Here is a 21,443-nt window from a genome sequence, read left to right as displayed (position 1 = left end):
ACGTTAGATTTATTAAAAAATTAGAAAAATAAAGGAGGAGGTAGACATGGGTAAGAAGTTTTTGATGGTTTTGGTGGCGTTTTTGTTAATGGCTAGTGGGGCGTATGCCGTGGACATCAAGTTCAGCGGCAGCATGCTCAACCTGGTAGGTGCCAGTAACAACATCACTGGTATTGACTCTGGCGATTACTCTGACGCCAACAAAGAAGGTGACATTTTTGGTGCCACCAGGGTTCGTCCTACTATGACTGTCACCAGTGACGATGGTATGGCCAAGTTCGTCTATGGCGCTGAAATCGGCGGTGCTGTCTGGGGTGATTCTGGTTCCGTGGGTAAAGGTGTAGGTTTTGGTTTTGAGGGTGACGGCGTGAACGTTGAAACCCGCTTGGCTTACGGAGTGTTCAGCCTTGAGCCTTTTGGTGCTCCTGGTGCCGTGGCTATGGGGCTTCAGCCGGTTTCCATCAACGGTGCCGTTTATGATGACAATGCTGCTGGTATCACTTACGACTACAAAACCGATGCTTACAGCTTGTTGCTCGGTTATGTCTGGAATAATAGCGACTATAATGAAACTGAGCTCAAAAATACCAATGGTTTCTCCAATGACGACGATCACTTGGCCTTTATTAAGCTTGACTACAAAGTAGATGACACCACCACCCTTGGTGGCTTCTTTGCTTACGAAGATCCTTATGGCTCTGACAATACCAAGTACTACTTTGGTTTTACCGGTAACACCATGGTTGATCCGGTAGAGCTCGCCTGGGATATCATTTATCTTGGTGGTAAAGAGAATGCTAATGTTGACCGCAGCGCCTGGTATATGGATTTCACCGCTGGTTTTCAGGTAAACGAGCAGCTCAAGCTTGCCGGTAGCGTTATCTACTCCAGTGGTGATGATGATCCTAATGTCGATAAAAATAAGACCTTTGAGGATGCTGAGAAATCTAAGAATATGGCTCCTGGTATCCTTTTTGCCAACGGCTACCTCGGTGCTTTCATTGATGGAGCTAGCTATGGCCAGTATGGTTATTTCGGTCTTATGCTTGACAGCGCTTACAAAATTGATGATAAGAGCTCTTTAAAAGGCGCTGTTATCTGGCACAACCTCGCTAAAGACAATGCTGCTGGTGATAAAGATCTCGGTCTTGAACTTAACGGTACCTACAAATACGCCTATAACCAGAACACCACTTTCTTCGTGGAAGCTGCCTACATCGTAGTAGGTGACGCTCTTGCTAAGAATGCTGATGATGTTTACTACATTGGTTCTGGTTTCAAGTTCAAGTTCTAAATGCTGCTAAATAGCTGGTAAAAAGGGGAGCTTCGGCTCCCCTTTTTTATTTTGTGCCGAAGATGTTTTTAAGAGACTGCTTCGCCCTACGGGCTCGCAGTGACAAATTGGTAATTGGCTGATGGTAGATGGCCGATGGTGAAAGGGACTGCTTCGTCGCCTGCGGCTCCTCGCAGTGACAGAAGGGGGAGCGGCTCCTCCTCCCCGTAACGACATAGGGGCTGGCTCCTAGCAGTGACAGGATAGGGCTGGCTCCTAGCAGTGACAGGATAGGGTTGGCTCCTAGCAGTGACAGGATAGGGTTGGCTCCTAGCAGTGACAGGATAGGGCTGGCTCCTAGCAGTGACAGGATAGGGCTGGCTCTTTGCAGTGATAGGGGAAAGGTCTCGCCGTGACTGAAAGGTGGATGGCTGTTAGCCGATGGCTGCTGGTAATATCCTAGAGACTGCCTCGCCTGTCCTGAGCGCAGCGAAGGGATCTCCCTAAACGGGTCTCCTCGCAGTGGAGAGAGTCATTGCGAGTGAAGCGAAGCAATCTCACCGGGCGAGAGCCTCGTCATGGCGATCTCAATCTATGTTTGCTGACTTTGCAAAAGCCTCTCTATTTTGCGTCATTCTCAAAGTCTAGTCAAATAATCAAAAATTTTTAATAAAATTCCTCTTATAAAAATCGTACTAAAAATTATAATGCTCCTCTATGGCTGCTCCTCATTTGAATATACTCAAGCTTTTAGCTAACCTTGATAAAGACCTATTTTTCTGGCTGAATCACCAGCGTCATCCAGTCCTTGACGTTTTAATGCCTTACATAAGTCTGGAAAAGCTTATTTACGCCTTTTTCCTGTTTTTCGGGGCCATCCTTGTCTGCCAATTCCGCTGGCGAGGGCTTTTGGCTGCCCTTCTCACCTGGCTAGCGGTTTTAGGCACGGACTTTACCTGCGGTCAGGTGTTAAAACCTCACTTTCAGCGTCAGAGGCCTTTGGCAGTGCATTCTAATGTCTATGTTTATGACTACGGCCAAAAAAAGTGGCATTTAACCAAAGAGCCGAGAGGTGCGTCAAAGAGTTATTCACTGCCATCGTGTCATGCGGCTAACGTGGCCTGTGCCGCTACTATTTTTGCCGCTCTTTTCCCCAGAATATCCTTGCTTTTCTGGCTTTTTGCCCTGGCAGTGGCCTATTCCCGAATATATCTGGGTGTTCATTATCCCTTTGATGTTGCCATTGGTTTCCTTATAGGCTATCTCTTCGGAACAGCAGGAAAAATACCTGTGCTACGTGTTTTGCGAGAATGAAAACTTTTTTTAATTCACTCTTTAGTCCGGCAGGTCTTATTTTACTGGTGCTTCTGGCTGGGCGTATTTCTTTTATCCAGCTAATAGGGCTTAATCTCTCTCCAGATGAGGCCTATTACTGGGATTGGTCACGGCATCTTGCCTGGGGTTATTACAGCAAGCCCCCGATGATAGCCTGGATTATTCACGTTTTTACCCATGTTTTGGGTGTAAGTGAATACGGTATCCGTGTGCCAGCGGCCCTTTTTCATACGGCTTATCTTGCCTTTGTTTTTTACCTGGGCAAACTCCTCTTTGACGAGAAAGTCGGCTTTTGGGCCATGGTGGCGGCAGCGGCAAGCCCGCTTGCAGCTGTCTATAGTTTTGTAATGACCATCGATCCGCCTCTTTTCGCCTTCTGGGCCCTGGCCCTTTGTCTGGCCTGGCAAGCAGCTGAAAGCCAAAAGTTTAAAGACTTTTTCTTCCTAGGCATAGTGATAGGGCTGGGATTACTCACCAAACAAACCATGATAGCCTTTCTGGTGTTCTTTTTTGTCTGGCTGGCTTTGAGCCGTGAGAAACGCTCCCTTTTAAAAAGCCCTAAATCCTATCTGGTGGCCTTAATAGTCTTTTTGATGATTCTTCCCAATCTACTCTGGAATGCCAAACACGGCTGGATTACTTTCAAACACACTTCTCACCACTTTGAAGAAGAATGGCTCAACTTTTTGGGGCCTCTTATCTTTCTTGGAGAACAAGCCGGCGTTATTACCCCTATAATTTTCGGGCTTATGCTTTTTGTCTTTGCCCTGTTTTTATCAAAAGAAAAATTGCGAAATAATGAAAAGCTTTTATTTCTCTTTGTGTTCTCCGCTTTACCTCTGGCACTGGTTTTGCCCCTTTCGCTTTTAAGAAAGGTAAATGCCAACTGGCCGTATCCTTTTTACGCCGCGGGCTTTGTGATGCTTTCTGCTTTGGTTTTGCGTGGGTCCTGGGGTGAGAGCCAAAAGCGCTTGGTGCGGGGCTTATTCTTCGCGGGCATAATTCTCGGAATGCTGGTAATGATGGCTACATATCAATTGGCCCGCACCCCAGAAATATTTCCACCAAAGCTTCAAAGGCTCCTTTATAAATTTACTGACTGGCGTGACTTTGCTAGCTGGGTCCAGAAAGAAAGAAAAAACCAGGAACTGGTTATTACCTTGCGAAGGGATTTTGCCTCTGAGCTTGCGTTTTACCTACCTGATAGGCCTCACACCTATACCTTCTGGCAAGGATATGTAAAAAGTCAGTACGATCTGTGGGATGGCCTTCACAAAAGGCTTGGTGAAGATGCTATTTTGGTTCTTTCTTCACGGTCTGAGGCTAAAAGGTACGCTTCCTGTTTTGAAAAATTAGTTTTTCTCGGCCAATATAAAAAAAATATATTTGGCAAAAAACGACAATCTGTTATTTTTAAAGGATACAATTTAAAAATGTGTCCTTACCTGGATAAAAGATGAAGTCATATTTGTTAGTAGGTGCAGGTGGTTTTTTTGGAGCTATAGCCAGGTATTGGGTATCCGGCCTGGCCTTACATTTTTCCACTCGCTTTCCTTTGGGAACTTTAGTGGTAAATGCCCTTGGGTCATTTTTGTTGGGCTTTTTAATGACACTTGCCAGTGAGGCTCTTTTAGTCTCTCCTGAAATGCGCATGTTTTTGGCTATAGGGTTTCTTGGTGCTTTTACTACTTTTTCTACCTTTGCTTATGAAACCAATTCTTTACTTGAAGGTGGGCAGTTTTTTCTTGCTTTTTTAAATGTGGCCATAAGTTTAAGTTTAGGTTTAATTGGAGTAAGGCTTGGCATTTGGGCAGCCAGAACCTTTTTGATTTAATAAGATTATGAATTACAAATTGCTTTCAATTTACATTGATGAAGACGAAAAAGGTGAAAAGGGCCTCTTGTATAAAGAAGTTTTGGCCTTTTTGACGGAAAAAGGAATAGAAGGCGCTACGGTTTTTAAAGGGGTATTGGGCTGGGGGCATGATAAAATTGTCCACACGGTGAGTATCCTGCGCGCTAGTACTGGCCTTCCTTTAAAAATTGAAGTTATTGAAAAAGAAGAGGTTATTGAAACCCTTTTGCCCGAGCTTCAAAAGATTGTTCACAAAGGCCTTATCACCGTTACTGACATAAAAGTTATCCATCGACCTTAAAAACAGCTATTTTCCCACTTTTAAGCCTGAACTTACAGGCCTTGAGGTTTTTAGTAACTTTCAAAACTTCTTTTCCAATAATCACTTTCACGCCGCCAAAAACCTGTTCAAGGGCTTTTACCTCGGCTTGTTTTTCAAATAGCAACACTTTTTCAAAGAGTTTTTTTAACTCTTCCCGATAACTTTCTTCAAGTAATAATAGGTTTTCAAAAGAGAGCTTTATTTTCTCTAATTCTTTTATTTGTTCACGAGTAAGTTTTTTAAGTTTGAGTAAGTTAATACCTTTTTTGAGGGCTTCTCTTAGAAAGGCCTTGTTGCTTTCTATTTTAGCCAGCTTCTCTCGAACTTCTTTTATTTTTTGATCAAGCTCTTCTTCGTATCCAGCGTGGATAATTGTTTCTATATTTGCTCGGCTTCCCAGGATAGCGGCGGTAATATTTCCTCGTGCACAAATCTCACCACCCACAATGCTTCCAATGCCTTCGGTAACAAAAATATCCCCCCCAACTTTTACTTTACTACCAAGGAGATAATCGGTTACCACCAGGTCTTTTTTTATTTCAAGGGTTGAATATTCAACCGCGCCTATTCGGGCCTGGCCAGCGCAAAAAACTTTAACCTTTTCTCCTATAACCAACCCTTCGATTAAAAGATTTCCATAAACTTCTATGCTGGTTTCATCTTCTACGTTACCGAGAATTTCTAAGTCTCCTTCTACTAAAACTTTAAAGCCCCGTTTTACGTCTCCTGAAATAATTAATTTTTCTCCGTAGAAGCGAATATTTCCTACATCCCAGTCAACATCGCCATGGATATATAGCTCGGGATGGATTTCTAGGTGTTGGCCGAAGACCTTTATGACTCCGCTGGTTTTGGCAAAATATGTCTGGCTTTTAGGGTCAAAGCCTACATTTTCGTTAGTTTTAATGGTAAGGTCTCTACCGGTTTTGGCGGGGATTTCTTTTCCGAAAACTGTAACCCCTGGGGTACCAGAAGTAGGAGGTGTTTTAACGGCTATTTCCTGGCCCTTTCTTACGCAAAAAATGCCCTTTTGTTCACGATAATCTATTTGCTCTTCGTCTTCTTTAGTTTCTTTTTCAAATTCTACTAGCCATTCCAGAGAGGCATCTTCTCCGTGTTCGGGAAGCTTCCCTCTGGCAAGGATCAATCTTTCTCCTTCCCACACTGGTTCGTGAAGAAGGCCATACACTACGCCTTTTTCTTTGAGTAATTTTACCAGTTCTTGGTGTTCTTCAGGGCTTATGTCCCTTTTGGGAACAACAGCCTCCAGATAGACACACTGGTGATCCTGGCTCAAATAGAGCAAAAAGTCTCCGTTTAGGACAGGTAGTCCTTCTTTGGGGAAATCAGAATGGATGCTCATATTTAATTATTCGGCATCTTTTAGGAATTTCGCAAATAAGGACTTGATATTGGGAGCGAAGTCCTCTTACGCGTTTATGGTAAGGGACAGGCAAAACTTTTTAAATGGCTGAACTTGAAGTAAACTCTCCTTAAGCTACTACGAAGGAGGTAGGCCATGGCCAAAAAGCGTGCTCATGTCTATATTTCGGGGTTAGTCCAGGGGGTGTGGTTCAGGGCTTACACCAAAGAAGAAGCTGAAAAGCTCGGCCTTAAAGGCTGGGTGCGCAATCTCCCCGACGGCCGGGTGGAGGCGGTTTTTGAAGGCGATGAGGAGGCCGTAGAGGCCATGATAAAGTGGTGCCACAAGGGTTCACCTATGTCTCGGGTAGAAAAAGTCGAAGTTATAGAGGAACCCTACACTGGCGAGTTTGATAAGTTTGAGATAAGGTACTAGCCATGATTAACGAAGAAAGGCTTAAGCAATTTTTTCTGGAGCTGGCCCACATAGAAAGCCCTTCGCGCCGCGAAGGGGCTATCGCCCGATATCTACAAGAAAAGTTTGAGGCCTTAGGAGCCCAGTGCCTTTTTGATGACTCGGCTCCTCGTACAGGCTCCGAGGTAGGAAATCTCGTAGTTAAGCTTAGCCCTTCGTCCAGGGCCAGAGTCTTTTTAGCCGCGCACATGGACACCGTTGAACCTACGGATTCTCCCAAGATCATCTTTACTAACGGGGTTTTTAAAAGCGATGGCCGCACCATCTGTGGTGCTGATGATAAAAGCGCTATCGCCATTTTTCTAGAGTTAGCCCACGTGATAAAAGAAAACAAGCTTTCCTTTCCCGTTGAATTTGTTTTTACCACCTGCGAGGAAATAGGCCTTTTAGGGGCCAAACACCTTGACTATAGCCTACTTTCAGCACCCTTTGGTTATGCCCTGGATAGCGTAGATCCATTAGAACTGATTAACAAAGCACCGGAGGCCATAAGATTTACCATCAAAGTTCTAGGTAAGGCCGCCCACGCCGGTATTAACCCTGAGGCTGGTATTAACGCCATAAAAATTGCCTCAGAGGCCATTGCGGGCATTACCCTTGGCCGTATAGATGAAGAGACTACCGCCAACATCGGCACTATTAAGGGTGGGAAGGCCACCAATATTGTCCCTGCAGAGGTAGTTGTTGAAGGTGAGGTAAGGAGCCATAATCGGGAAACACTTAAGGCCCAGTGGCAGCATATCATTTCAAGCTTTGAGGAGGCGGTTAAGGTCTATCCCAGACAGGAAAAAGATTTGCCAAAAATTCATTACGACAAAGTGAAAGATTATCCCCTTATGTATGTCAGCGAAAAACACCCGGTCATAAAAACAGCCCTTAAAGCGGCTAACAATTTAGGGCAAAAGCTTCGTATTTCTACCACCGGGGGTGGCTCTGACGCCAACATTTTTAACGACAAAGGTTTTCCCTGTGTCATCCTGGGCACCGGGATGAAAAAGGTCCACACCACCGAGGAATGTCTACCTTTTGACGAATTTTTATTGGCGGCTCGTCTTAGTCTCGAGATTCTGAAAGAGGTGGGAGGATAACGCGCACCCTGGCCCCGCCTTCCTCACGGTTTTCAAGGATTAGTTCTCCGCCGTGGAAAAGTACTATCTGGCGACTAACCGCTAATCCCAGGCCGGTACCTCCAGGTTTGGTTGAATAAAAAGGACGAAACAGGTCTTTTACTCTATCTTCGGGGATACCCGGGCCAGAATCTTCCACGATAATTTCTGCACCTTTTTCCGTTAGTTCCGTGCGAACTTTTATTTCACCCTCTTCAGGGGTGGCTTCCCAGGCGTTATTCAGAATGTTCCATAAGACTTGCTTTATCTTTTCTGGGTCTGCCGAAATTTTTATGGGTTGTTCGGCTAGTTCTACTGTAAATTTTTGTTTTCGAGCCTTGAATTGGTTTTCCGCCATCCGGGTTACTTCTTTTACCAGGGCGTTGACATCAACTACCTCACGCACCACCTGAATTTTCTTGGTTTTGGCCAGCATGTTCTGTAAAATCTTTTCAAGCCTAGCCGTCTCTGAAAGAACCATCTGAGCCCTTTTAGAAAGAGTAGGGTTATTTTTGGCGAATTCACAAAGAATTTCTGAGGCCAGTTTCAGGCTGGTTAAGGGATTTTTAATTTCGTGGGCAATGCTTGCCGCCAACTGAGCCGTGGTAGAAAGCCTTTCTGCCTCTAGCAGGCGCTGCTGGTATTCTTTAATCTCCTGGGACATCTGATTAAGGGCTCGGGCGAGGCTTTTTACTTCAGCAGGCCCCTTTTCCGGAATCTTTTTCCACTTTCCGCGGCCAATCTGTCTGGTCTCTTCTGCTAGTTCTTCCAAAGGTTGAGTTATAGAGCGGCTAAGTAGCCAGCTCACCACCAACATAAACACTAGTCCAGCAAAAGAAGTATAAATTAAGCCAAATATGAGATTTGCTTTAATCTGTTCTTCAGTAGTGGTGGGTAAAAGTATGCCAAAATAAGCTGAGATGTCTTTAGTCAACTTGGCTTCAAAGAGAATAAAACGGTATTTCTGATTGTTGAGAGTTATTTTTTTTACTATTGGTCCTGCTTTTAAGGTTTCAAGTTCTTCTTTAGTAAGTTTTTTTAATGCTTGAGGGATAGCTTCTTTTTTTATAGAAGATAATAACAAATCTCCAGCCTTACTGTATATGAAAATTTCACCACCAACGATTCTTTTGAGACTCAATATAGCTTGGTCATTTATTTCTTTATTTTGATCTAAAACAATATAGACAAGCCGTTTGGCATTTTTAGTTGCTAGATCATCAAGTATTTCTGAGGTAAAGGTAATGGAAGTATAAGCAAAGTAAATGCTTATGAAAAGAAATAGAAAGAAGTAAGCAATAATTAGCCTTTTAAACATAAAAATGACCTAATTTTTAAAGTTTGAGACTGCTTCGCTTCGCTCGCAGTGACAAATATAGTAAGTGCTCGCAGTGACTACATGGTGGATGGCCAATGGCTGCTGGCCACTGGTAATATTACGGAGACTGCTTTGCCTGTCCCGAGCGTAGCGAAGGGATCTCCCTAAAAGGTCTTCGCAGTGACAAGTAAGGGTGTCATTGCGAGGCTGCTGCGTTATTTTTTTTAGGTCATTGCGAGGCTGCGTTAGCAGCCGAAGCAATCTCACGAGGAGGTACAAAGTACCAAAGAAGTGGCCCAACCGGGTCATTACGAGGAGCGCGAATGCGCGACGAAGTGATCCCTCAGGGTCATTACGAGGAGGCACGAAGTGCCGACGAAGTAATCTCGGTCCCGAACGTGGGCATCGGAGTCTTAGAGATCGCCACGGCGACTGAGTCGCTTCGCGACAGGGACTGCTTTGCTTCGCGCGCAGGGATTCCGAAATTGTCATCTGTTTTATACTCCCCGTAATAAGAATGTTTCTTTTATTAAGTTTTGTAATTCGTAAAAGCTCTTTACATGGAAATCGGCCTCTAAGTTTGGATTCTTAAAGGCCACTAAAGGCACATTCAAAGCTTTAGTCAATTTATAATCTACTTCGGTATCTCCCACATAAAGCACCTCTTTGGGCGTTACCCTGAAATGATCAAGTATCATTTTTAGGGCCTCAGGGTGTGGTTTAGGCTTGGGAGACACCAAGGCAGTTACCACTAGGTCAAAAAACGGCTCGTAATTAAAAATTTCCAACAGGCGCCCCATGGTGGTGGTTCTATTCGTGGAAATAGCGGTTTTAACCGGCGGGCGGATGCTTTTTACCAGTTCTTCAAGGCCGGGCTCTGGTTTCATTAAATGAATAAATTTTTCGTAATTCAGGCTTTTTTGAAACTCAAGGGCCTTATCTATCAACTCGGGCTGGTTTCTGAAGAGATAGCGCACTGAGTTTTCCGCGGTTTGCATATGGACGACTTCAAGCTCTTCTTCAGAGAGGGGAGGGCGCCCCATGGCCTCACAGATGGCGTTGTAATAGGCCCGGTTCGCCTCCCGCGAATCAAAAAGGACGCCGTCACAGTCAAAAACCAGGAGTTTTAATACGCCTCTAGCTTCCATTTCCCGTTCTCAATCTTCACGATAATCATGGAGTCAACGTCAAGGCCACAGTGATCCTTGGGGCTTAGGCGATAAATACCCGAAACTCCAACGTAACCGTTAATCTTTTCAAGGGCGTCACGGATACCTTCACGGTCAGGGCCGGCTTTTTTCATGGCCAAAACTAAAAGATTTACCGCGTCCCAGGCGTAGCCTGAGTGGGTGTTAATGGGGAATTTCTTATCAAGCTTATAGACTTCCTTGTAAAGATAAACAAAGCGGGCGATAACGGGTTTTTGGGGGTCGGAATCAGGAAGTTGCTCCCAGGCCATAAGTTTGGTTGAAGGCATAAGGTTGCCTTCAGCGGCTGGCCCGGCTAACTCAATGTATTTAGGGTCAGGCAAGCCGTGGCACTGGAAAAGAGGCACTTTGATTCCCAGGCGCTTCACGTCTTTGGCCACGTTGGCGCCAGCGGGGCCAATGGTCCAGCAGATGATCACCTGGGGATTTTTGGCCATTAGGCGCCTTAGCTGGCCGCTCATGTCGGTATCCGTGGGGTTAAAACTTTCTTCCCCTACGATAGTCAAACCAAACTCTGGAGCCAGTTTCTTTAGCCAGCGACGGCCATCTTGCCCGAAGCCGTCAGAGGCCGTAAGAATGGCCACCCGCTTTAACCCCTTTTCTTTGAGATAGATATAGATTTTTTTAACAGCGGTAGAGGAACGCTGGGGGGCCTTAAAAATAAAACGTGCGGTACCGAAGCGGCCGCCTTCCATAATGACCGGGTCTCCACCCACCGTCATAACAATGGGCACACGGGCCCTTTCTACAATGGGTTTTATAGCCATGCCGGTGCCGGTGCGCGTGGGGCCAATCAGGGCCACTACCTTTTCTACCTCAATAAGGCGTTTTACCGCCATGACGGCCTTGGTAGGGTCTCCTTCGGTGTCAGCCATGATGAGTTTTATAGGCCGCCCGTTTATGCCTCCCTGTTTGTTGATTTCCGCCACTGCCATTTCCGCCACCAGCTTGGTAGGCGTGCCGATAAAGGCCGCCGGGCCTGAAAGGGCAAAAAGCGCCCCAATTTTTATAGGTTCTTTTTCCGCGGCCTGAAGAGGTGCACTAAACCCCAAAGCCAACACTAAAATAGCCAACAAAAGCTTTTTCATCTCTACCTCCTCTAATGTTTTCGGGTTAAGACGTATTGGGCAATGTCTATTAATAGATCTCTCGCCGGAGAAGGTTCAAACTTAGCGAGCTCTTGGCAGGCTTTTTCTACGTATTCTTTAGCCCTATCGTGAGTGGCTGAAAAGGCGTCATATTTTTTCATTAACTCACAGGCGCGCTTGAAATTTTCAGGAGTAGCCGCTTCTTTTTCTTTTATGAGGGCGATGAGTTCTTCGCGGTCGGTAGGCTCGGCGCGTTCCATGGCGATGATGTAAGGTAAAGTGACCTTGCCTTCTTTAAAGTCCGTGCCGATGTCTTTTCCGGTTTCGTCTTTTACACCAAGGTAGTCAAGCAAGTCATCGGTTATCTGAAAGGCGTAACCGAGGTAAGTACCAAAGGCTTTAAGGGCCGGGCGCTCCCAGCTATTCCCTCGGGCGTAAATGGCCCCTACTTCACAGGCCGCAGCCATAAGGGCCGCTGTTTTCCGGAAAATCACGTCAAAATATTTTTCTTCCGTGAGCTCTACGTTATCAAGGTTAATTAGCTGGAGGACCTCACCCTCACTCATCAGGGTGGTGGTCTGCGAGATGACGTCAAGCACGTCCATATTACCTTCTTCTACGGCGATGCGAATGGCCCTGGAATACAAGAAGTCTCCCACCAGAATAACCGCCTGATTACCCCAGAGATGATGGGCGGCCTTGCGGCCGCGGCGGAATTTGGCGCCGTCAACCACGTCGTCGTGAAGAAGGGTAGCGGCATGCAGGTATTCAAAAAGCACTGAGAGGCGGTAGGTCTTGGCGCTTGTTGGCTCACCGCAAAGGCGGGCTGAAAGCACCATGAGAAGGGGCCTTAGCCTCTTGCCTCCGGCGAACAAAATATGGCGGCTGACTTCGTTTATAAAAGGCACGTAAGAGGCGAAGTTTTGCGAGAGAGTCTCTTCTATTTTTTCCAGGTCAGGCGCGATAGCGGCAATAATTTCCTGTTTCGTCCTCATAGGGCCTCCATTTTTTGGGTCACTTTAGCAGAAATTTTTGCTGAAATAAACTTTAAGTTAGTCTATATTTCAGGCAGAAACACGAGGAGGCCAATAATGAGACCTAAAAAAATTGTCCTGGCTTATTCAGGCGGGCTTGATACTTCTATAATCCTTAAGTGGCTTAAAGAGACTTACGGTTGTCCGGTGGTGGCGTATTGTGCCAATATCGGCCAGGAGGAAGACTGGGAAGCCGTAAAAGAAAAGGGCCTGGCTACCGGAGCTGAAGAGGTCATCATTCGTGATTTGCGTGAAGAATTCGTTAAAGACTTCGTTTTCCCGGCCCTTAAGGCCAATGCCGTTTACGAAGGAGGGTATCTTCTCGGCACATCTTTGGCCAGGCCTTTGATTGCCAAAGAGCAGGTAAAGATCGCGAAGGAAGTGGGTGCTGACGCTGTAGCCCACGGAGCCACCGGCAAAGGGAATGACCAGGTGCGCTTTGAACTCACTTACATGGCGCTGGCCCCGGATTTAAAAATCATAGCTCCCTGGCGCGAGTGGGAATTCAATGGTCGCGAAGACCTCATAGCCTTTGCTGAAAAACACGGCATCCCGGTGCCGGTTACCAAAGAAAAGCCTTATTCCATTGACGCCAATCTCTTTCACACCAGCTACGAGGGCGGCATCCTTGAAGATCCTTGGCAGGAGCCGCCTGATGACATGTTTCAGATGACCGTCTCCCCGGAGAAGGCCAAAGACGAGCCAGAGTATCTTGAAATTTACTTTGAAGAAGGAGAGCCCAGGGCCATAAACGGCGAAGAACTAACGCCAGCAGCTCTTTTAGAAAAACTTAACAAAATTGCCGGGGCTCACGGTATCGGCCGGGTGGACATGGTGGAAAACCGCTTTGTAGGCATAAAAAGCCGCGGTGTCTATGAAACCCCCGGGGGCACGGTGCTTCACGTGGCGCATCGGGCTCTAGAGCATCTCACTATGGACCGTGAAGTCATGCATTTAAGAGACAGCCTCATGCCGCGTTTTGCCGAGATGATTTACTATGGCTTCTGGTACGCTCCCGAAATGCAGGCCCTTGTAGCCTTCATTAACGAGAGCCAGAAAAACGTCACCGGTACCGTGCGCTTAAAACTTTACAAAGGAAATGTTATGGTAGTTGGGCGCAAAAGCCCTAAATCTCTTTACTTACAGGAACTGGCCACTTTTGAGGCTGACACCCTTTACAACCAAAAAGACGCCGAAGGCTTTATCAAGCTTCAGGGCCTTCGCCTCAAAGTCAAGGCCATGATTGAGAAAAAACTAATTTAGGGAGGTTAGTATGAAAATATTTGTGGATACAGCGGTGCTTGAAGAAATTAAAGCCGTAAAAGAAATGGGGATACTTGATGGGGTAACTACGAATCCCACGCTGGTTTCTAAAACCGGTAAACCCTGGAAAGAGGCCATCCTTGAAATTTTAAAAGAAGTGCCTGACAAGCCGGTTTCCGTAGAGGTGATAGCCACTGATTGCGAAGGCATTAAGAAAGAGGCCAAAGAGCTGGCGAAACTTGGTCCGAACGTAGTGGTAAAAATCCCCTGCATTGAAGAGGGCTTGAGGGCTATTTCGGAGATGCACCGCGAAGGGGCCAAGGTGAAAACCAACGTAACCCTTGTTTTTTCACCCCTTCAGGCCCTTCTCGCCGCCAAAGTAGGCGCTACTTATGTATCTCTTTTTATCGGCCGCATTGATGACATCTCTTACGACGGCATGCAGGTGGTGGAAGAAATAGTTGATATTTATAACTTCTATGGTTTTGAGACCGAGATTATCGCCGCGAGCATCAGGCACGTGGACCATGTGCGCCGCTGCGCTGCTCTGGGCGTAGATATTGCCACTATCCCGTTTAAGGTTATCAAACAGATGTACCGCCATCCTTTGACGGATAAAGGTCTTGAGCGCTTCCTAGAAGATGCTCAAAAGGCCGGTATAAGCATTTAGCTGTGAGGCTACCTTACGACTAAAACTATGCTTGATTTAAGCGTAAAAGTAGCGGGGGTTACCTTTAAAAATCCGGTGCTTTTGGCTTCGGGTACCTGGGGCTTTGGGGAGAAGCTCAAAAGTTATCTTGACCTTTCGACTCTGGGTGGCCTGGTCTCCAAAGGAATTTCTCTTAAGCCAAGAGAAGGGAACCCTCCGCCAAGGCTTGCGGAAACGCCGTGTGGTTTGATAAACGCTATCGGCCTTGAAAACCCCGGAGTAGAGGTATTTAAAAAGCATATTCTGCCTCAATTGCTGGCATTTAAAACTCACCTGTTGGTAAATATTTTCGGCGAAACGATAGACGAATTTCTAGGGGTAGCTGAGGCCTTAAAAGACGAACCTATTACCGGGCTTGAGTTAAATATCTCCTGTCCTAACGTGGCCAAAGGCGGGCTTGCCTTTGGCCACGACCCGGCCACTGTTAAAACCCTGGTAGAAGAGATAGGAAAAATCTATTCAGGCTTTTTAGTGGTGAAATTGCCTCCGGTGGGCCCTGTTCTGGATGTGGCCCGTGTTGCTCTTGAATCCGGGGCTGATGCCCTGACCGTGGCTAATACCTATCCGGCGCTGGCAGTTGATCTTGCAAGTCGCCGTCTGGCCCTTGGCCGGGGAACAGGCGGCCTTTCCGGCCCGGCTATAAAACCCCTTACCCTCAAGCTGGTTTATGACCTTTATCGTGAATTAAAAGCACCTATCTTTGGCTGTGGGGGTATAACTTCAGGAAAAGACGTGCTGGAGTATATCCTCTGCGGGGCTGCGGCCGTACAGGTGGGCACCGCCACCCTCCTTGACCCTCAAAATCCGGCCAAAATCCTTACCGAAATAGAAGAAGAGCTTAAAAAGCTGGGCGAGACCAATCTCGGTAATTTATTGGCTGCGCTCAAGTATTGATCGGTCAATAATTTCTTATGCATTTGTGCTTCTGGGAGAATAAAGGGATTGACATTGGTAAATAAGGTTTTTACACTTTAATTGCCTGCCAAAAAGTTTATTCTTTGCTCTCCAGTTGAGCCTTCCTTTTGGGCAGGCATCAAAATTTCAAAAATTAATAGAGGTGGTTAGCAATGCCAGAAACACAAGAAACTTTAAAAGAAGCAGAAATTGTCGAAGAAAAGGATTCTCAGGAAGCTACTCCAGAAGAACAGCCAGAAAACCCAGAAGAAATGCCTGAAGAAAAAAAGGAAGTTCCTCCGCCGCTTAGTCTAACAGAGTTGCGTAAAAAGTCTCTTGCTGAATTGCAAGAGCTGGCTCAACAATATGGCCTTCAGGGCCCACTTTCCATGCGCAAGCAGGAGATAATTTACGCTATTATTCAGGCCCATCTAGAGCTTGGTGGTGAAGTCCGCGGAGAGGGTGTCCTTGAGGTCCTCCCAGAGGGTTTTGGTTTCTTGCGCTTTCCTGATTATAGCTATCTCCCCGGGCCTGATGATATTTACGTTTCTCCTTCTCAGATAAGGCGTTTCAATTTGCGTACCGGAGATACCATTTTTGGTCTTATCAGGCCGCCTAAAGAAGGTGAACGCTATTTTGCGTTACTCAAGGTTGAAAAAATAAACTTTGAAGATCCTGAAAAGGCCCGTTACAAAATTCCTTTTGATAACTTAACACCTATTTATCCTAACGAATGGCTGCGCCTGGAAACCGACCCTGACAACTTTTCTACGAGAATAATTGACCTTTTCGTTCCCATTGGTAAGGGCCAGCGCGGGCTTATTGTGGCGCCACCGCGTACGGGGAAAACCATGCTCCTCCAGAATATCGCTAACGGTATTGTGCGTAACCATCCTGAAGTTTATCTCATTATCCTTCTTATTGACGAACGCCCTGAAGAAGTGACGGATATGGAAAGAAGTGTGCCCAATGCTGAGGTAGTAAGCTCCACCTTTGACGAGCCACCCCAGCGTCACACTCAGGTAGCGGAAATGGTCGTAGAAAAGGCCAAGCGCTTAGTAGAACACGGCCGTGACGTGGTTATCTTGCTTGATAGTTTGACGAGGCTTGCCCGGGCTTATAACACCGTGGTGCCTTCAAGTGGTAAGCTTCTTTCCGGTGGTATTGATGCTAACGCCCTTCACAAGCCGAAGAGGTTTTTCGGGGCAGCCCGAAACATAGAAGAGGGCGGAAGCCTGACTATCATTGCCACTTGCCTGGTAGATACCGGTAGCCGTATGGACGAGGTAATTTTTGAAGAATTCAAAGGTACAGGTAATATGGAGATTCACCTGGACCGTAAACTGGCTGATCGCCGTATCTGGCCGGCCATTGATATCCATAAAAGCGGTACGCGTAAGGAAGAACTCCTCGTGCCGCAAGAGGTGCTTAACCGGGTATGGATTCTTAGGAAGCTACTTTCTCCCCTTAATCCGGTTGATTGTATGGAATTTTTACTTGACAAGATGAAAGATACCAAAAACAATGCAGAGTTCTTAGCGGCCATGAACCGTTAAGCTTGCTAAGGACGCTATAAATTATTTAAATTTAAATATTAAAGTTAAAAGCTTAGGAGGTTTTAGAAAATGAAAAAGGGAATTCATCCTGAGTATTATCCGAAGGCGGTGGTGCGCTGCGCTTGTGGCAATGAAATTATCGTAGGCGCTACTGTTCCAGAAATTAAAGTGGAGGTATGTTCCAAATGTCATCCGTTTTACACGGGTGAGCAGCGCATACTTGACACTTCTGGTCGCGTAGAAAAATTTAAGAAAAAATACGCTGATTTTTATAAAAAAATGGAAAAAGAAAACAAGTAAGCTATGAGTTTTGCGGCCCATTATCTCAAGAAATTAGACGAAGTTGAAAAGCGCTTTGAAGAGCTTACCGCTCAGCTGGGAGATCCAGCGGTGGTAAACGATAGGGATAAATATACCCAGATTGCCAGAGAACATTCAGACCTTTCTGAAATTGTAGAAACTTACCGTCGCTACAAGAAAGTCCTTAAAGACATAGCTGACAATAAAGAACTTTTGGAAGACGCTGACGAAGAAATAGCCAAGCTGGCACGTGAGGAGTTAAAAGAGCTTGAGGCTGAGCGGGAGGCTCTGGAGAAGCGTCTCATGCTCCTTCTGGTTCCCAAAGACCCAAACGACGAAAAGAATATTATGCTTGAGATAAGGGCAGGTACTGGTGGCGAAGAGGCGGCTCTTTTTGCTGCGGATCTTTTCCGTATGTATAGCCGCTATGCCGAACGCAAAGGCTGGGAAGTAGAAATTCTTGACGTGAATCCAACTGGGCTTGGTGGCTTCAAGGAAATTATCGCCATGATAAAAGGGAAGGGTGCTTATAGCCGCCTGAAATACGAAAGCGGAGTCCACCGGGTGCAGCGTATTCCGGAGACTGAAAGCGGCGGTCGTATTCATACCTCTGCCGTTACGGTGGCGGTGCTCCCTGAGGCTGAAGAAGTTGACGTAGAAATCCGCCCTGAGGATTTAAAGATTGACACCATGCGTGCTAGTGGTGCTGGTGGCCAGCACGTTAATAAAACCGAAAGTGCCGTACGCATTACCCATATCCCTACGGGAATTGTTGTTTATTGCGCTAACGAGCGTTCTCAGCACCAGAACCGCGCTAAGGCCATGCAAATTTTGCGTACCCGCCTCTATGAAATAAAGCTACGCGAACAGGAAGAAAAAATCCGGGCTGAACGCCGTAGCCAGGTAGGCAGCGGTGACCGCAGTGAACGTATAAGAACCTATAACTTCCCGCAAAACCGCATTACCGATCACCGTATTGGTTTAACCCTTTATAAGCTTGAACAGGTGCTTGACGGCGACCTTGATGACATTATTGACAGCCTCATTACTTACTATCAGACCGAGGCCTTAAAAGAACACGAGCAGGTAGAAGAGGCCGCCTGATGAAGGCTTTTATAGAGGACTATCGTTTTGGCAATATCGTTATTCAGGGTAAGGCCTATAACAGCGATGTAAAAATAATTGACGGCGTAGTAAAACCTAACTGGTGGCGCAAAGAAGGCCACCGTCTTTATCCGGAAGACATTGCTGATATTCTTGAGTCAGGTTGTAAAACTTTGATTGTTGGCACCGGGGCTTACGGGGTTATGAAGGTTGACCCGTCTGTTAAACAAGCCTGTTCTGAACGTGGCATAAAACTTGAGGCCTATAAAACGGCTGAGGCCGTCAAAAGATTTAACGAACTAATAGCCCAGGGTGAAAAAGTAGCTGGTGCCTTCCATTTAACCTGTTAACTGTCAGGTCCCGTTTAATTCCGTACTCATAAAAAGTTAACTTTGTTTAAAACTGCTATTTTTCTCTTTTATTAAATTATTTCTGAATCATTTTGGAAGGTAGATAAAAGACTATATCTGGGAAAAGAACAAGAATAACCACCATGGTAATCATTATTAAAAAGAAAGGAAAAGTGGCTTTTAGTATAGTGTATATATCTTCACCTGAAATTCCCTGAATAACGAATAGGCTAAATCCTACTGGCGGTGTTATTTGAGATAACTCTACCATTATTACTAAAAATATACCAAACCATAGTGGGTCAAAACCAGAAGCTACTACTATTGGTAGAACAATAGGCAAGGTCATTACTACTATAGAAATGCCATCTAAAATCATTCCTAAGAAAAGATACATAAGGCCAAGAACTAAAATAAGTATATGAGGAGAAAGATGAAGAGAGACTATATATTCAGTTAAGGCTTGGGCTATTCCAATAAACACGACCACTTGAGAGAGAAAAGCAGCAGCCATTATGATGAAACAAATCATACAAGTAGTTTTTACGGCACTAAAAAGAGACTCCTTAAAATTTTGCCAGTTTAAATTTCTATAAATTAAAGCTAATAAATAAGAACCAGCAACACCTATGGCCGCCGCTTCTGTAGGCGTAGTATAGCCTAAATAAATTCCACCAAGAATTATAAATATCAAAAATAAAACCGGAATTATATCTTTTAAGCGTATAATTTTTTCTTTAAGAGTATATTCTTCTTCTGTTTTTGGCGTTACGTCAGGTTTTATAAGAGCAACTAACATAATATAGCCTGAATACATACTAGCTAAAATGAGGCCAGGAATAATACCTGCTACAAAAAGTTTGCCTATAGAAGTATCAGAAAGAACTCCATAAACTATCATGATTAAGCTAGGCGGAATTAAAAAACCTAATGTGCCTGCACCAGCCAGAGACCCTATAGCTAAGTTTTTATCATATCCTCTTTTGGAAAGTTCGGATAAAGTTATTTTCCCTACTGTAGCGGTAGTGGCAGCGCTTGAGCCTGATACAGCTGCAAATAAAGAGCAGGCTACTACGTTTATATGTAAAAGTTTTCCTGGGATTTTAGTTAACCAAGGCAAAAGACCATTTAATAGCCTGGTGGATATAGCTGTTCTATAAAGGATTTCTCCCATTAATATAAAAAGAGGTAAGGCAGTCAATGACCAAGAGTTTAGACTATTCCAAACAGAATTAGCAATTAATCCTCCTATCTTTTCCCATATAGATATAGTAGGAGGTAGATTAAATTTATATAAAAGCATGCCGCATATAGCAGATAAAAATAAAGAAAAACCTATCCAAAGGCCGGATAGAAGTAGAAAAAACATAATCCCAAAAACAACTATAGCTAACATTAAGGGATCAGATATCATCGGGGTATTCCTTTAGAAATATTTTGGAGAAGTTTTGCCAAAACTTGAAGAGCAAAAGTCAAAAAGCCAACTGGTAAAGCTATTTGAGGAATAAATAGAGGAGTTTCAGCAATGGTATCAGCTCTCATATCAAGATGATAACTTTCTAAAACCATGAGTAAGGAATGATAAAAAATGAATAAAAGAACTATAAAGGCCAAAAAAAGAGATATGTTTTCAAGTATCCATCGAAATTTTCTGTTTAATCTAAAGAGTAAGATATTAATTCTGATATGAGCGTTTTCTTTAAACGTATAGGAAAGTCCTAACATTACTAGCCAGACAAACATGTAAGCACTAAATTCATCACAAACTAAAGTGGAAGTATTAAAAACAGCTCTAAGAAAGACTTCAACAAGAATAAATAATGTTATTAAAAGAAAAAATAAAGAAGACAAAGCGGCACCAAAATTTGATGCCGCTTCTATTATTTTTGTTAACTTCTTCATAGTTTACTTGGAAATATACTTTTCCAATATTTCTTTTTCTTTAGGAGTACATTTTTTCATGAAATCTTTGATTATTTTTAGAGCAGCCTTATCCATAGCTTTCATGAGTTCAGGAGTAGCATCTTCTATTATCATTCCATGCTGTTTTAGTATTTCCGCAGCTTCAAAATATCTCTTTTTAGAATTCTGCCATTGTCTATTTTCAATTTCTTGGGCTGCTTTCAACATGGCCTGCTGTTGTTCTTTAGACAAAGATTTCCAGTAATCTAAATTGATAGTGACCATATTTAGAGGAAAAGCATAGTAAATATTGGTAAAATATTTTAAAACTTCCCAGAACTTGCCATTTTTAGCGGATTCTGTAGAGGTAAGAACAGAGTCAATTACCCCAGTACGTAATGCAGAGTAAACTTCTCCCCAAGGCATAGATACAGGAGAAGCTCCTAATTCTCTTAAGAACTTGGCTCCGTTTTTATCGTAAGTTCTGGTCTTCAGCCCTTTAAGATCTTCGACTGTTCTAATCGGTTTTTTAGTAACTAAACCACTGGGCGGCCAAGGAGCCGCGTATAAAAATACCTGGTTCCATTTTAAGGCAGCTCTTTTGTATAAGGGTTTACAATCTTCATAAAGCTGCCTTGCTTCTTCAAAATTTGATACCAAGCGCGGAAGAGAACTTATTCCAAAAACATGTTCACTTCCTGCTACCACTCCCATCAATATGTCAGACATTGGGACCTGGGCATCTTTAACTGCTTTCAATAGTTCTGGACCTTTAAAGCCCAAGCTCCCGCCAGGATGAACTACTATTTTGACCGTGCCGTTAGAGTACTTTTCTACTAGTTTGGCAAACTCCATTGCTCCTTGCGTATGAAAACTGGTAGGGCCGTAAATAGCGTTTAGATCCAATTTAATCGTCTTCCCTAGCACTATTCCGGGAATCGTGAGAAAGGCCAAAAAAAGAAGCAAAAATCTTTTGAAAATCATGTTAA

At 44.6% G+C, this 21,443-nt stretch carries 22 protein-coding genes; 14 read left to right on the top strand and 8 right to left on the bottom strand.

Annotated elements, in window-relative coordinates; all coding sequences use genetic code 11:
- The first annotated feature begins 46 nt into the window (after window positions 1-46).
- The 5 genes from THEIN_RS02865 (at window position 47) to THEIN_RS02845 (ending at window position 4,764) form a co-directional block, all read left to right on the top strand.
- Window positions 47-1,294, top strand: a complete 1,248-nt coding sequence (locus THEIN_RS02865) for a hypothetical protein (RefSeq protein ID WP_013907196.1) — start codon at window positions 47-49, stop codon at window positions 1,292-1,294.
- A gap of 696 nt (window positions 1,295-1,990) precedes the next feature.
- On the top strand, window positions 1,991-2,587 hold the full coding sequence (locus THEIN_RS11500) for a phosphatase PAP2 family protein (protein WP_013907195.1): 597 nt from the start codon (window positions 1,991-1,993) through the stop codon (window positions 2,585-2,587).
- Entirely contained in the window at window positions 2,584-4,068 is a 1,485-nt protein-coding gene (locus tag THEIN_RS02855; RefSeq protein ID WP_013907194.1) for an ArnT family glycosyltransferase, read from the top strand. The genes THEIN_RS11500 and THEIN_RS02855 overlap by 4 nt, the downstream gene beginning before the upstream one ends.
- Complete coding sequence (gene crcB, locus THEIN_RS02850) at window positions 4,065-4,442, top strand: fluoride efflux transporter CrcB (protein WP_013907193.1); 378 nt, start codon at window positions 4,065-4,067, stop codon at window positions 4,440-4,442. Before THEIN_RS02855 ends, crcB begins: the two co-directional genes overlap by 4 nt.
- A gap of 7 nt (window positions 4,443-4,449) precedes the next feature.
- Window positions 4,450-4,764: a DUF190 domain-containing protein gene (locus tag THEIN_RS02845; protein ID WP_013907192.1), complete on the top strand. Its 315-nt coding sequence runs from the start codon at window positions 4,450-4,452 to the stop codon at window positions 4,762-4,764.
- On the opposite strand, the gene THEIN_RS02840 is transcribed toward THEIN_RS02845, so the two are convergent.
- Window positions 4,748-6,148: a flagellar assembly protein A gene (locus tag THEIN_RS02840; protein ID WP_013907191.1), complete on the bottom strand. Its 1,401-nt coding sequence runs from the start codon at window positions 6,146-6,148 to the stop codon at window positions 4,748-4,750. The two genes, THEIN_RS02845 and THEIN_RS02840, sit on opposite strands and share 17 nt — an antisense overlap.
- 156 nt (window positions 6,149-6,304) lie before the next feature.
- Here THEIN_RS02840 and THEIN_RS02835 point away from each other — a divergent pair, with 156 nt between their 5' ends.
- Complete coding sequence (locus THEIN_RS02835; RefSeq protein ID WP_013907190.1) at window positions 6,305-6,583, top strand: acylphosphatase; 279 nt, start codon at window positions 6,305-6,307, stop codon at window positions 6,581-6,583.
- A gap of 2 nt (window positions 6,584-6,585) precedes the next feature.
- Complete coding sequence (locus THEIN_RS02830) at window positions 6,586-7,710, top strand: M20/M25/M40 family metallo-hydrolase (protein WP_013907189.1); 1,125 nt, start codon at window positions 6,586-6,588, stop codon at window positions 7,708-7,710.
- On the opposite strand, the gene THEIN_RS02825 is transcribed toward THEIN_RS02830, so the two are convergent.
- The 4 genes from THEIN_RS02825 to THEIN_RS02805 form a co-directional block, all read right to left on the bottom strand.
- Window positions 7,676-9,046 (bottom strand): sensor histidine kinase, encoded by a 1,371-nt coding sequence (locus tag THEIN_RS02825; protein WP_013907188.1) that lies wholly within the window; start codon window positions 9,044-9,046, stop codon window positions 7,676-7,678. The two genes, THEIN_RS02830 and THEIN_RS02825, sit on opposite strands and share 35 nt — an antisense overlap.
- 497 nt (window positions 9,047-9,543) lie before the next feature.
- On the bottom strand, window positions 9,544-10,194 hold the full coding sequence (locus tag THEIN_RS02815) for an HAD family hydrolase (RefSeq protein ID WP_013907186.1): 651 nt from the start codon (window positions 10,192-10,194) through the stop codon (window positions 9,544-9,546).
- A complete protein-coding gene (locus tag THEIN_RS02810) occupies window positions 10,173-11,342 on the bottom strand; it encodes an ABC transporter substrate-binding protein (protein ID WP_013907185.1) in 1,170 nt (389 codons plus the stop codon). Before THEIN_RS02810 ends, THEIN_RS02815 begins: the two co-directional genes overlap by 22 nt.
- Window positions 11,343-11,353: 11 nt before the next feature.
- Window positions 11,354-12,337 carry a polyprenyl synthetase family protein gene (locus THEIN_RS02805; RefSeq protein WP_013907184.1) on the bottom strand — a complete coding sequence of 328 codons (984 nt, stop codon included), beginning with the start codon at window positions 12,335-12,337 and terminating at the stop codon, window positions 11,354-11,356.
- 96 nt (window positions 12,338-12,433) lie between these two features.
- Here THEIN_RS02805 and THEIN_RS02800 point away from each other — a divergent pair, with 96 nt between their 5' ends.
- From THEIN_RS02800 to THEIN_RS02770, 7 genes are all read left to right on the top strand, one after another.
- Window positions 12,434-13,639, top strand: a complete 1,206-nt coding sequence (locus THEIN_RS02800) for an argininosuccinate synthase (RefSeq protein WP_013907183.1) — start codon at window positions 12,434-12,436, stop codon at window positions 13,637-13,639.
- 10 nt (window positions 13,640-13,649) lie between these two features.
- Entirely contained in the window at window positions 13,650-14,309 is a 660-nt protein-coding gene (gene fsa, locus THEIN_RS02795; protein WP_013907182.1) for a fructose-6-phosphate aldolase, read from the top strand.
- Window positions 14,310-14,336: 27 nt separating this feature from the next.
- Window positions 14,337-15,242, top strand: a complete 906-nt coding sequence (locus THEIN_RS02790; RefSeq protein WP_013907181.1) for a dihydroorotate dehydrogenase — start codon at window positions 14,337-14,339, stop codon at window positions 15,240-15,242.
- 272 nt (window positions 15,243-15,514) lie between these two features.
- Window positions 15,515-16,798, top strand: coding sequence for a transcription termination factor Rho (rho, locus tag THEIN_RS02785; protein WP_041434929.1), 1,284 nt, complete (start codon window positions 15,515-15,517; stop codon window positions 16,796-16,798).
- 69 nt (window positions 16,799-16,867) lie between these two features.
- The gene (gene rpmE / locus THEIN_RS02780) at window positions 16,868-17,098 is read left to right on the top strand and encodes a 50S ribosomal protein L31 (protein ID WP_013907179.1); all 231 of its coding nucleotides are present in this window, start codon (window positions 16,868-16,870) and stop codon (window positions 17,096-17,098) included.
- Window positions 17,099-17,101: 3 nt separating this feature from the next.
- On the top strand, window positions 17,102-18,202 hold the full coding sequence (gene prfA, locus THEIN_RS02775) for a peptide chain release factor 1 (RefSeq protein ID WP_013907178.1): 1,101 nt from the start codon (window positions 17,102-17,104) through the stop codon (window positions 18,200-18,202).
- The gene (locus THEIN_RS02770; protein ID WP_013907177.1) at window positions 18,202-18,552 is read left to right on the top strand and encodes an Mth938-like domain-containing protein; all 351 of its coding nucleotides are present in this window, start codon (window positions 18,202-18,204) and stop codon (window positions 18,550-18,552) included. The genes prfA and THEIN_RS02770 overlap by 1 nt, the downstream gene beginning before the upstream one ends.
- A 76-nt stretch (window positions 18,553-18,628) precedes the next feature.
- On the opposite strand, the gene THEIN_RS02765 is transcribed toward THEIN_RS02770, so the two are convergent.
- From THEIN_RS02765 to THEIN_RS02755, 3 genes are read right to left on the bottom strand one after another with little or no spacing between them, the layout of a single operon-like run.
- Complete coding sequence (locus THEIN_RS02765; protein WP_013907176.1) at window positions 18,629-19,966, bottom strand: TRAP transporter large permease; 1,338 nt, start codon at window positions 19,964-19,966, stop codon at window positions 18,629-18,631.
- Complete coding sequence (locus tag THEIN_RS02760; protein ID WP_013907175.1) at window positions 19,963-20,454, bottom strand: TRAP transporter small permease subunit; 492 nt, start codon at window positions 20,452-20,454, stop codon at window positions 19,963-19,965. The genes THEIN_RS02765 and THEIN_RS02760 overlap by 4 nt, the downstream gene beginning before the upstream one ends.
- A 3-nt stretch (window positions 20,455-20,457) precedes the next feature.
- Window positions 20,458-21,438: a TRAP transporter substrate-binding protein gene (locus THEIN_RS02755; protein ID WP_013907174.1), complete on the bottom strand. Its 981-nt coding sequence runs from the start codon at window positions 21,436-21,438 to the stop codon at window positions 20,458-20,460.
- Window positions 21,439-21,443: the final 5 nt, after the last annotated feature.

The organism is Thermodesulfatator indicus DSM 15286 (assembly GCF_000217795.1).
Lineage (GTDB): Bacteria > Desulfobacterota > Thermodesulfobacteria > Thermodesulfobacteriales > Thermodesulfatatoraceae > Thermodesulfatator > Thermodesulfatator indicus.
This window is presented reverse-complemented; position numbering and strand designations above follow the sequence as displayed.